At 64.2% G+C, this 11,637-nt stretch carries 10 protein-coding genes and 1 tRNA gene; 9 read left to right on the forward strand and 2 right to left on the reverse strand.

The annotated features are described in order from the left end of the window. Positions 1-98: 98 nt before the first annotated feature. The gene (locus NMQ14_RS11010; protein WP_257096062.1) at positions 99-668 is read left to right on the forward strand and encodes a C40 family peptidase; all 570 of its coding nucleotides are present in this window, start codon (positions 99-101) and stop codon (positions 666-668) included. Here the strand turns inward: NMQ14_RS11010 and NMQ14_RS11015 are convergent. Further along, a complete protein-coding gene (locus tag NMQ14_RS11015; RefSeq protein WP_257096064.1) occupies positions 644-979 on the reverse strand; it encodes a DUF2325 domain-containing protein in 336 nt (111 codons plus the stop codon). The two genes, NMQ14_RS11010 and NMQ14_RS11015, sit on opposite strands and share 25 nt — an antisense overlap. Before the next feature lie 158 nt (positions 980-1,137). On the opposite strand from NMQ14_RS11015, the gene NMQ14_RS11020 reads away from it, so the two are divergent. From NMQ14_RS11020 to NMQ14_RS11055, 8 genes are all read left to right on the forward strand, one after another. Next, a complete protein-coding gene (locus tag NMQ14_RS11020) occupies positions 1,138-2,166 on the forward strand; it encodes a Fe(3+) ABC transporter substrate-binding protein (RefSeq protein WP_257096066.1) in 1,029 nt (342 codons plus the stop codon). A gap of 100 nt (positions 2,167-2,266) precedes the next feature. After that, the gene (locus tag NMQ14_RS11025) at positions 2,267-2,605 is read left to right on the forward strand and encodes a CidA/LrgA family protein (protein WP_257096068.1); all 339 of its coding nucleotides are present in this window, start codon (positions 2,267-2,269) and stop codon (positions 2,603-2,605) included. Continuing rightward, a complete protein-coding gene (locus NMQ14_RS11030; protein WP_257096070.1) occupies positions 2,602-3,321 on the forward strand; it encodes an LrgB family protein in 720 nt (239 codons plus the stop codon). Before NMQ14_RS11025 ends, NMQ14_RS11030 begins: the two co-directional genes overlap by 4 nt. 262 nt (positions 3,322-3,583) lie before the next feature. Next, positions 3,584-4,150 (forward strand): GTP cyclohydrolase II, encoded by a 567-nt coding sequence (gene ribA / locus NMQ14_RS11035; protein ID WP_373457190.1) that lies wholly within the window; start codon positions 3,584-3,586, stop codon positions 4,148-4,150. A gap of 18 nt (positions 4,151-4,168) precedes the next feature. After that, a complete protein-coding gene (locus NMQ14_RS11040; RefSeq protein WP_257096075.1) occupies positions 4,169-4,792 on the forward strand; it encodes a cyclopropane-fatty-acyl-phospholipid synthase family protein in 624 nt (207 codons plus the stop codon). Positions 4,793-5,361: 569 nt separating this feature from the next. Then, positions 5,362-6,729: a TolC family protein gene (locus NMQ14_RS11045; RefSeq protein WP_257096077.1), complete on the forward strand. Its 1,368-nt coding sequence runs from the start codon at positions 5,362-5,364 to the stop codon at positions 6,727-6,729. Continuing rightward, positions 6,726-8,354, forward strand: a complete 1,629-nt coding sequence (locus NMQ14_RS11050) for an efflux RND transporter periplasmic adaptor subunit (RefSeq protein ID WP_257096079.1) — start codon at positions 6,726-6,728, stop codon at positions 8,352-8,354. The genes NMQ14_RS11045 and NMQ14_RS11050 overlap by 4 nt, the downstream gene beginning before the upstream one ends. Further along, complete coding sequence (locus NMQ14_RS11055) at positions 8,351-11,488, forward strand: efflux RND transporter permease subunit (protein WP_257096081.1); 3,138 nt, start codon at positions 8,351-8,353, stop codon at positions 11,486-11,488. Before NMQ14_RS11050 ends, NMQ14_RS11055 begins: the two co-directional genes overlap by 4 nt. Before the next feature lie 60 nt (positions 11,489-11,548). On the opposite strand, the gene NMQ14_RS11060 is transcribed toward NMQ14_RS11055, so the two are convergent. Beyond that, a tRNA-Leu gene (locus NMQ14_RS11060) sits at positions 11,549-11,633 on the reverse strand. Positions 11,634-11,637 lie beyond the last annotated feature (4 nt).

The following is an 11,637-nucleotide window of genomic DNA, read 5'->3' on the forward strand; positions in this document are numbered from 1 at the left end:
GGGGGGCAGTCGGTAACTGGTCGCGGGCAGCCCGGGACCCGCTGCAGACTGTCCGTGAAACTTGGCAGGGGGGACCTGCATGCGTATATTCGCGACCCATGCGTCGAATACCCCTGACCCGGATATGCCTTTGTGCCGCACTGGCTCTGGCTACCGTACTTCCCCTCGCCGCACGTGCCGAACCGGTCGAACAAGCGCCGACAGGGTTCTCGCTGGACGACCTCTCCGGTGACAGGGTGGCGGAACACGCCGCCGCTGCCGCGGGCGCGGTCACCGATCTGCTCGACAGCGGTTTCGCCCTGCTCGGCATCCGCTATCGCTTCGGCGGCAACACGCCGCAAACCGGTTTCGACTGCAGCGGCTTTGTGCGCCATGTGTTTTCTGATGCATTGGGCGTGCTGCTGCCGCGCACCGCCGTTGAAATGGCGCGCGTCGGTGCCCGCGTCGGGCGCGAAGACCTGCAGCCGGGCGACCTGGTGTTTTTCAACACGCTCAGCCGTACCTTTTCCCACGTCGGCATCTACATGGGTGACGACAAGTTCATGCATGCCAATTCGCGTGGCGGCGGCGTGCGCATCGACGACATGACCGGTCGCTACTGGGCGCGCCGCTTCAATGGCGCCCGTCGCATCGACGTCGACAGTCAGGGTGCGACCGCACTCCGCTGAGCCTTCGGGCACTGCGCGCAGCGCACGGCGCCGCACCCCTCCAGCGCCTGCTTCAGCGCACACACCGACCGCCGGCATGCCACGACAGGCACCCCCTGCTCGCGCGCCGCTTCGCGGAATGCCTTCATCACGTTGTGACCGAGAAAATCGGTGAACAGAATGACCAGTTGTGTTCCGCCCGGAAGGCGCGGCGCCGAGCGCTGGTGTTTGGGCTCTCGCCCGGTGATGTGATGGCCGATCTTCAATCCGAATTCAGCCAGCACGTCCGGAATGTTTCCAAGCCGGTCCGCGCCCACGAGTACGGCATCCATGCGCACATCCTTTATGAGAACAATTCTCATTCAAGATAGTGCAATTGCGAACACTTTGCAATTGCGAATCACTTCTGTTAAGTTTTCGCCGCCATCGGGCAGGACGGATTCCCCGCCCCAGCCGGCATGTGCATGAACCGTACTCAATGGAGCTTTCGATGACTTCCCGTCTGATCCGGCTGGCCGCTGCACTCGGTGTCAGCCTGCTGATTGCGCCCGCCGGCGCGCAGGACAAGGTGCTCAACCTCTACTCGGCCCGTCACTACCAGACCGACGAGGCGCTGTACGCAAATTTCACGCGCCAGACCGGCATCAAGATCAACCGCATCGAAGGCAAGGAAGAAGAATTGCTGGAGCGCATCCGCAACGAAGGCGCGAACAGCCCGGCCGACGTGTTCATCACGGTCGATGCGTCGCGTCTCGCCCAGGCCGACGGCTTCGGCCTGTTTGCACCGGTGAAGTCGGCGGTGCTCGAAAGCCGCATCCCGGCACATCTGCGCGACCCGGAGTCGAACTGGTTCGCCTTCTCCACCCGGGCGCGCGTCATCGTCTACAACAAGCTCAGGCTGAAGGCGGCCGATGTGGCCAACTACGAAGATCTGGCCAAGCCTGCACTCAAGGGCAAGGTGTGCTCGCGTTCGGGCGCGCATCCGTACAACATTTCACTCGGCGCTGCGCTGATCCAGCATATCGGCGAGGCGAAGACCGAAGAGTGGGCGCGCGGCGTCGTGTCCAACTTCGCCCGCTCGCCCAAGGGCGGTGACACCGACCAGATCAAGGCGGTGGCGGCCGGCGAATGCGATGTGGCGGTGTCCAACACCTACTACCTCGTGCGGCTGCTGCGCTCGACCAAGCGCGAAGACCAGGCGTTGATGGAGAAGGTTGGCGTGGTGTGGCCGAACCAGTCGTCGTTCGGCACGCACATCAACGTGTCCGGTGGCGGCATGCTCAAGACCGCACCGAACAAGGATGCCGCAGTGAAGTTCCTTGAGTATCTCGCGTCGGATGAAGCACAGGCCTACTTCGCCGATGGCAACAACGAATGGCCGGTGGTGCCGTCAGTGCAGGTGTCGAACGCCGAACTGAAGTCGCTCGGCAGCTTCAAGGCCGACACGCTGAACGTCGGCGAACTGGCGAAGACGACCGCCCAGGCACAGAAGGTGTTCGACCGCGCCGGCTACCGCTGAGCGGCGCGCGTTTGACGAGAGGCCCCGCCCGTGGCGGGGCTTTTTCGTATGCGCGGCGCGCACATCGATAGAATCGGGCGCTCACCCTCCCCTGCCTCCCATGCTCGCCTCGCTCACGCTCCTGCTCGTGTTCCAGCTGATCGGCGAAACCGTCGTGCAGTGGCTGCGCCTGCCGGTGCCCGGACCGGTGCTCGGCATGCTGCTTCTTTTTGCCGCGCTGGTGATTCGCGGCGGCGTGCCGACCGAATTGCGCGACACGGCCAACGGCCTGCTGCAGCACCTTTCGCTGCTGTTCGTGCCAGCCGGCGCCGGCGTCATGACGCATCTGGGTCTGCTGGCCACCGCCTGGCTGCCGATCACCGTCGCCATCCTGCTCAGCACGGCCGTCACGCTGCTGTTCACCGCCTTCGTCATGCGCGCCGCCGCCCGACAGCGATGAACCCGGAACTGCGTGAACTGTGGGTCTATCTATCCACGTCGCCACTGCTCGGGCTGACGCTGACCCTGCTCACCTACCAGCTGGCGTACGCGCTATACGCGAAACTGGGTTCGCATCCGCTGGCCAATCCGGTCGCCATCGCGGTCGCGCTCATCGTGGCCATCCTGACCTTCACCGGCACCCCCTATGCGGTCTATTTCGAGGGCGCGCAGTTCGTGCACTTCCTGCTCGGACCGGCCACCGTGGCGCTGGCGGTGCCGCTGTATGCGCAGTGGCCACGGCTGAAAAAGCTGTTCGGTGCGTCGATGCTCGCGCTGGTCACCGGATCGGTGGTGTCGGTCGTGTCGGTATGGCTGATCGCCGAAGCCTTCGGCGCCAGCGATCAGGTGCTGCGTTCGCTGGCGCCGAAGTCGGTCACCTCGCCGATCGGCATGGGCATTTCGGAAAAGATCGGCGGACTGCCGTCGCTGACCGCGGTGCTCATCATGCTGACCGGCATCGTCGGCGCAGTCATCGGGCCGGCGCTGCTGAAGACGACCGGCACGCAGGACGATGCGATCCGCGGCTTCGCGATCGGCATGAGCGCACACGGCATCGGTACCGCACGCGCCTTCCAGATCAGTGAAACCGCAGGCGCCTTTTCGGCGCTTGCAATGGGATTGAACGGTGTCATCACATCGATTGTGGTGCCCGTGCTCGTGCATGGACTAGCCTGACGGGGCGTGAACAACCGGCAGCGCTTCAGAATCGCGGGCTGTCGTACAGCGCGCGAGTTGCGCCATACTTATGGCCCCGCAGACGGACGAGACCTGTCCGTTTCCGGCGTTGATCCGGCCACTTCCAGCAAAGCAGCAGATGACCTCGCACTCCAGTGAAAAGAAATACCGCGCCATCGGCCAGTTGCCGCAGGGCGACGCAACCGGGCACGGCGGACCCGATGCGCCCGCAGCGGCTGGCCCGGCCGCCGTTTCCGGTGCCATGTGCCGCCTGCCCACCCGCTATGGCGACTTCGCGCTGCATGGCTATGCCGACCCGGCCACCGGGTTGGAACATGTCGCGCTGACGCTGGGCGACTTTTCGGACGGCGCACCGGTACTGCTGCGCCTGCATTCCGAGTGCCTGACCGGCGACACGCTGTTCAGCCTGCGCTGCGACTGCGGCCCGCAGCTCGAAGCGTCGCTGCGTGCCATCGCCGCCGAAGGACGCGGCGCGCTTGTATATCTGCGCCAGGAGGGCCGCGGCATCGGCCTGATCAACAAGATCCGCGCCTACGCGCTGCAGGACACCGGCGCCGACACCGTGGACGCCAACCGCATGCTGGGCTTCGCCGACGATGCGCGCGACTATCGTTTCGCCGCGCACATCGTGCAGAGCCTGGGCATCCGCCAGGCCCGCCTGCTGACCAACAACCCGCTGAAGGTGCGCGCGCTCGAAGCGCAGCAGATCGAAGTGATCGAACGCATCCCGCTGCACGCCGGCGCCAATCCGCTGAATCACCGCTATCTGTCGACCAAGGCCCATCGCATGGGTCACCTGCAGGATTGACGGAACCGTCCCGCCCAAATGAGCCATCACGATGCACAGGATTTCTGGTCCGACAAGTACCGCGCTGCGGGCCAGGCCTATCTGTTCGGCACCGCGCCGAACCGCTTCCTGCAGTCGCAGTCCGCACTGCTGCTGCCCGGCCAGCGCGCGCTGAGCATCGCCGACGGCGAAGGCCGCAACGCGGTCTGGCTGGCGGAACGGGGGCTGGACGTGACCGCGACCGAACTGTCGCCGGTCGCACTCGACAAGGCGGCGACGCTCGCCGCAGCGCGCGGTGTCAGCGTTGATTTCGCGCTGGCCGACGCGCTGCGCTGGACGTATCCGGACGAGGCCTTCGATCTGGTGGTCGGCATCTTCATACAGTTCGCCGCGCCGGACGAGCGTCGGGCACTGTTCGAAAACATGAAGCGCACGCTCAAGCCGGGCGGCTGCATCGTGCTGCAGGGCTACACGCCCAAACAGCTCGACTACGGCACCGGCGGCCCGTCGGCGGTCGAAAACCTCTACACCGCCGCGTTGCTGCGCGACGCTTTCGGCGACTTCGAGCTGGAGTGCCTGCAGGAATATGAATCGGAGCTGGACGAAGGCCTCGCACATCGCGGACATTCGGCACTGATCGGGATGGTGGCACGGAAGGTCTGAAAACCTGGCAGCAAGCCCAGTTGCATTGCCGGCACGGTTCGCGAAAGTGGAACGTAAAATCGTGTCCCGGACCCTTCGCCGGGAAGTTCCAGTTTGATAGAATGCCGTAATGCGAATTCTGGTTGCCCTGTTGCTTTCGTTTTTCGTTGCCTTCCAGGGCAGCGCAATGGCGCACGGCTTCCAGCGCACGTGTCCCATGAGTCACGATGCCGTGGCGGCCGCCTCTGCAGGTGCAGGTTCACTTGCCCAGGTTGTCGCCGATTGCTGCATCGATCCCGACACGGCTGCCAGAACCGGCATGTCCTGCAAGATGGAAAAATCATGCTGCGCATCAGGCGTCTGCATCCTTCTGTCGCTTGACACCCACCTTCCTCCGGCACCGACATCCTGCTCGGTGCCATCGCAGACGCCGCCGATCGCGTCGAATGCACTCGTCGCAGTCTGGCGACCGCCCTCCTTCAGCTAACACCATGTAACCGCAATGTGGCTGCCGACCTTTTTCAGGGTCGGGAGTTTCCGGCCCTCGCGCAGGCAGTCGCGAAGGCATTTGTCACGCATGGAGTTCGCTGATGCACATTCTTCTCACCCGGGAGGCCAGCGGGCCGCCCGTTCATCACGCCCGTCAATGCGGGCGTCGCGGGTTCGCAGCGCTCGCGATGGTCATGCTGTCGCTCGGCCTCATCAATCCTGCGATGACACAGCCTTCGCTGACATTGCAGGCCGCGCTGGATGCGGCACAGGCACGATCGGCAACGCTTCAGGCACAGCATGCGGCGGCCCGGGCAGCCCGGGAAATGGCCGTTGCAACCGGGCAACTGCCCGACCCAGTATTGCGCTTGGCGGTCGACAACCTGCCCATCGAAGGCTCGGGGCGCTACAGCCTGACGGACGACTTCATGACGATGCGCTCTGTCGGACTGGCGCAGACCTTTACCGGATCTGAAAAGCGCCAGGCGCGCAGCGCCCGCTACGAACGCGAAGCCGACGCCGCCCTGGCGACGCGATCCACGCTGCTGGCCCGACTGCGCACGCAAACCGCCCGCGCCTGGTTCGAACGCTACTTCCTCGAGCGGATGCTCGAACTGTTGCAACGTCAGCGTGAGGAAACAGTCAGCATCAGTGCCGGGGTTGAATCGGCCTACCGGGGCGGTCGCAGCCCGCTGGCCGACGTGTTGTCAGCCCGCGCGGCGATCGCACGCATCGATGATCGACTGCACGAGGTGCGCGCCGACCTCGACAACGCGAGAGCACTTTTGCAACGCTGGGTGGGCGACGCGGGATCGAAGCCCCTCGGAGCGCCCCCGAAGATCGACAGCACCCGTCTGGCAGAACACGCGCTGGCCCATGAAATCGATCAGCATCCCGACATCGCACTCATGAATGCCCGCGAACATGTCGCGCTCGCCACGGCCGAGGTGGCAAGACAGGAAAAAAGCGCCGACTGGAGCTGGTCGGTGATGTACAGCAAGCGGGGCAGCGTGTTCGGCGACATGGTGTCACTGGGCGTTTCCATTCCGTTGCAATGGGATCAGGCCGGGCGACAGGACCGCGAACTGGCGGCCCGACTGGAACAGGTAGAACAGGTCCGCTCCGAACGCGAAGAGATGCGACGCGAACATCTGTTCGATCTGCAACGCCTGCTCGCCAACTGGCGAAGCAGCCTCCGCCGTCTGGCGGACTACGACAACACGCTGATCCCGCTCGCGACCGAGCGCGTCGACGCGGTGTCGGCCGCGTTTCGGGGCGGCAAGGCGTCCCTTGCCGCCGTTCTCGAAGCGCGCCGCATGGTGACTGACATTGCGCTCGATCGACTGCGCATCGAGAGGCAGACTGCCGCGTGGTGGGCCGAGCTGACTTTTCTGATTCCGGAAGATCTGCCCGCGCACGCTGCGGCGCCGACACCTTCCGACCAACCAGCCCGGGAGCCGATGCCATGAACAGGAAGACCATCGTGATCGCCCTGGTGGCGACAGGCGTACTCAGTGCAGTCGGTCTGGGCCTGTACCGACTGGGAGTCGAGAGCGGAATGGCGCACGCGCCGATGCCGGAGACCGCGGGGGACGGGAGCCCGTCCGCGGGTGCCGGCGTCGACCCTGCTACATGGGGGATACCCGAGGGCGAAGCGGCGACACGGCGCCACATCGAGTCGGGTCTCAAGGCGGGTGATGTCGATCCGGTCACCGGTCGCAGAGTCCTTCACTACCACGACCCAATGGTTCCAGGTCAGAAGTTCGACGCGCCGGCAAAGTCGCCCTTCATGGACATGATGCTGGTACCCGCCTACGCGGGCGCCGCGGGTGCCGACAGCGGCACGGTCACGGTGAGTTCGCGCATTCAGCAGAATTTCGGGCTGCGTACGGGCGAAGTCGTTTCAGGTCAGCTTGCACCCGGAGTTTCAGCGGTGGGCACCGTGGCCTGGAATGAACGCGGCCAGGTTGCGGTGCAGGCGCGCGCGACCGGCTTCATCGAGAAGCTGCATGTTCGGGCGGAACTGGATCACGTCCGCAAAGGGCAGCCGCTGCTGGATATGTACGTGCCCGACTGGGTGGCGGTTCAGGAAGACTATCTGACCGCCCGGCGCTTGCAGGGAAGCGGGTTGGAGTCACTCGCCGAAGCCGCCCGTCAGCGTATGCGTCAGGCCGGCATGACCGAAGCGCAGATCGCCCTGGTCGAAAGTACCGGGCAGGTGCAGGCCCGCGTGACCGTGGTCGCCCCCGCCAGTGGCGTGGTCATCGAACTGATGGCGCGTGAAGGCAGTACGGCGATGATGGGCATGCCGCTCCTGCGAATCAACGATCTTTCCAGTGTCTGGGTGCAGGCCGAAGTACCGGAAAGCCAGGCCGCGCAGCTCGCCGAAGGCGCACAGGTGGCCGCGCACACGCCGGCGCTGCCGGGGGAGGTATTCCGCGGACAGGTGCAGGCCTTGTTGCCCGAAGTCGATCCGGCGACACGCACGCGCAAGGCGCGCATGGTCCTGGCCAATCCCACGAGCAAGCTGGTTCCCGGCATGTTCGTGCAGCTGCAACTCACCAGTGATCAAGCGCGCCCCGCGCTGCTGGTACCTTCCGAAGCACTGGTTCGCACCGGCAAGCGCACGCTGGTCATCGCAGTCGAAGAGGACGGGACATTTCGACCGACTGAGGTGCAGGTCGGTCACGAACAGGGCGGCCAGACCGAAATTCTGGCGGGGCTTGCCGAGGGTCGGAAAATCGTGCTGTCCGGACAGTTCCTCATCGATTCCGAAGCCAGTCTGAAAGGTGTTGAGGCACGCTTGTCTTCGGGCGAAGCACAAGGGCCGACGAGCGCTGCACAGCCAACCTATCAAACGCACGCGCGGGTGGAGGCCGTGAGCGGTTACACCCTCACGCTGACGCATCCTGAAATTCCCGCGTTGCAGTGGCCGGGCATGACCATGGAATTCAAGTTGGCTCCCGAACCCGCCCTCCCCACCCCCTCCGCGGGGAGCGAGATCGACATCGAGTTCCGCATGCGGGATGGTGACGCGCCGCAGATCGTCAGATGGCAAGCGCGCAATGGTGACCGGACGGGAGGTGCGCGATGATTGCCCGTCTGATCCATTGGTCGATCGCGAACCGCTTTCTGGTCCTGATCGCCACCGTATTGCTGGCGATCTGGGGTGTGGTATCCGTGCTTCGCACGCCGCTCGACGCCCTGCCCGATCTGTCGGACACCCAGGTGATCATCCGCACTTCTTGGCCGGGGCAGGCGCCGCAGCTGGTCGAGAATCAGGTCACCTATCCGCTGACCACCACGATGCTGTCGGTGCCGGGCGCGCGGGTGGTGCGCGGCTATTCGTTCTTTGGCGACAGCTACGTCTATGTGTTGTTCAAGGACGGTACAGACCTGTACTGGGCGCGCTCCAGGGTACTGGAGTACCTCAACCAGGTGCAGTCGCGCCTGCCGCCGGGAGCCAGCTCGGCGCTTGGGCCGGATGCGACCGGGGTGGGCTGGATCTACCAGTACGCCCTGATCGACACATCAGGCAGGCAGGACCTGTCGCAACTGCGCAGCCTGCAGGACTGGTTCCTGAAATACGAGCTCAAGACCGTACCCGGCGTAGCCGAGGTGGCCACCATCGGCGGCATGGTGCGGCAGTACCAGGTGGTGCTTGATCCGGACAAGCTGGCCGCGTATCGAATTCCCCACGGCAAGGTGATCGCGGCGATTCGCCTTGCGAATCAGGAAGTGGGGGGCTCGGTGCTTGAAATGGGTGAAGCCGAGTTCATGGTGCGTGCCTCCGGATATCTGCAGAGCTTGGACGACTTCCGGGCCATTCCACTCATGACTACCGAGGCAGGCGTATCCGTTCTGCTGGGTGATGTGGCGCATGTTCAGATCGGTCCCGAAATGCGGCGCGGAATCGGTGAGCTGGACGGCGAAGGAGAAGCGGTGGGCGGCATTGTCGTCATGCGCTCCGGCGAAAACGCGCTGACCACCATTGCTGCGGTCAAGGCCAAACTGGCTGCCTTGAAAACGAGCCTGCCACAAGGCGTCGAGATCGTGCCCACCTACGACCGCTCGGGGCTCATCGAGCGCGCCATAGAGAACCTCAGCCACAAGCTGCTCGAAGAGTTCGCGGTCGTGGCCGCCGTGTGTGTGCTTTTTCTGTTTCACCTGCGTTCGGCTCTGGTGGCCATCGTCTCGTTGCCCCTGGGCATTCTGGCGGCCTTCATCGTCATGCACTGGCAAGGAGTCAACGCCAACATCATGTCACTGGGCGGCATCGCCATAGCCATCGGTGCAATGGTTGACGCGGCGGTGGTCATGATAGAGAACGCACACAAACATCTGGAGGAATGGAATCACGCTCATGCAGGGGCGCAACTGCAGGGCGAGACGCGCTGGCGGGTAATCGGAGACGCCGCTGCCGAGGTGGGCCCGGCGCTGTTTTTTTCCTTGCTCATCATCACCCTCTCCTTCGTGCCGATCTTCACGCTGGAGGCGCAGGAAGGAAAACTGTTCTCACCACTGGCCTTCACCAAGACGTACGCCATGGCGGCAAGTGCGGGGCTCGCGGTGACGCTGATCCCGGTGCTGATGGGTTATCTGATCCGGGGCCGCATCCCGGACGAGCACAAGAACCCGATCAATCGCTTCTTTGTCGCCCTCTACAGACCCCTGCTCGAAATCGTGCTGCGCTTTCCCAAGGCGACCATCGCCGTCGCAATGGTGTTCATGGCGGCCAGTTGGTGGCCCTTGCAGCAACTGGGCAGCGAGTTCATGCCGCCGCTCGACGAAGGCGACCTGCTGTACATGCCAAGTGCCTTGCCGGGCATGTCGGCAGGCAAGGCGGCTCAATTGCTGCAGCAAACGGACCGGCTGATCAAGGCGGTGCCCGAGGTGGCCACGGTCTACGGCAAGGCCGGCAGAGCCATGACTGCGACCGATCCGGCACCGCTGGTGATGTTCGAAACCATCATCCAGTTCAAGCCAAAAAGCGAGTGGAGGGTCGGCATGACCCCCGAGAAGCTCGTCGAGGAACTTGACAGGACCGTGCGCGTACCCGGATTGACGAACATCTGGATTCCACCGATCCGCAACCGTCTCGACATGCTGGCCACTGGCATCAAGAGTCCGGTCGGCGTCAAGGTGCTCGGGAGTGATCTATCCGTCATCAACCGGCTCACGGGCGAAATCGAGCAGGCGGTCAAGCAGGTGCCCGGCGTCACCAGCGCCTTTGCCGAGCGCCTGACCGGTGGACGTTATGTCAATGTGGATATCAAGCGCGAGCGTGCGGCGCGCTACGGACTCAACATGTCTGACGTGCAGTCGGTGGTGGCCAGCGCCGTGGGTGGCATGAATATCGGTGAGACCATTGAAGGCTTGCAGCGCTACCCGATCAACGTGCGATATCCGCGCGAGTTGCGGGACTCGCTGAACCGCTTGCGCAGCCTGCCTATCGTGACGCCGAGAGGGCAGTTGCTTGTGCTCGGTGACGTAGCCGACATTCGCATCGAGGATGGTCCGCCGATGCTGCGCAGCGAGAACGCTCGCCTGGCGGGGTTCGTGTACGTCGATCTGCGTGGTCGTGACCTCGGCACCGCGGTGCGCGAGATGCAGCAAACGGTGGTCGATCAGGTGAAACTGCCGCCGGGCTACTCGGTGTCGTGGTCAGGTCAATTCGAGTTTCTCGAACGCGCCAGCGCCAAGCTCAAACTGGTCGTGCCTTTCACGCTGCTCATAATCTTCGTGCTGCTTTACATGACCTTCAAGCACTTCGGCGAAGCACTGCTGCTGATGGCGACCTTGCCCTTTGCCCTCGTCGGCGGGATCTGGCTGCTGTTCGGCCTGAACTACAACCTGTCGGTGGCGGGTGTCGTGGGTTTCATCGCGCTCGCGGGCGTAGCAGCCGAATTCGGCGTGATCATGCTGCTCTACCTCAGGCAGGCGTGGACGGCGCGCATCGACCGGAACATGACCAGCGAGGCCGATCTGCTGGATGCGATCCGCGAAGGGGCCGTGCTGCGCGTGCGGCCCAAGGCGATGACCGTGGCGGTGATTCTGGCCGGCCTGCTGCCCATCATGTGGGGCGGAGGCACCGGCAGCGAGGTCATGCAACGCATCGCGGCACCCATGGTGGGTGGCATGATCACCGCACCGCTGCTGTCCATGCTGGTGATACCGGCCGCGTACTACCTGATGCGTCGGCCTCGCAGAACATTCCTTCCGCCATGACACATCGCTCACTCATGCAGTGACGGTACGCCCATCAGCCTTCAACGTCCGTCCGCACCATGGTGCCCAGGAAGGGACTCGAACCCCCACGCCTCGCGGCGCCAGAACCTAAATCTGGTGCGTCTACCAATTTCGCCACCTGGGCAGGC

The organism is Methyloversatilis sp. XJ19-13 (assembly GCF_024580155.1).
GTDB lineage: Bacteria > Pseudomonadota > Gammaproteobacteria > Burkholderiales > Rhodocyclaceae > Methyloversatilis.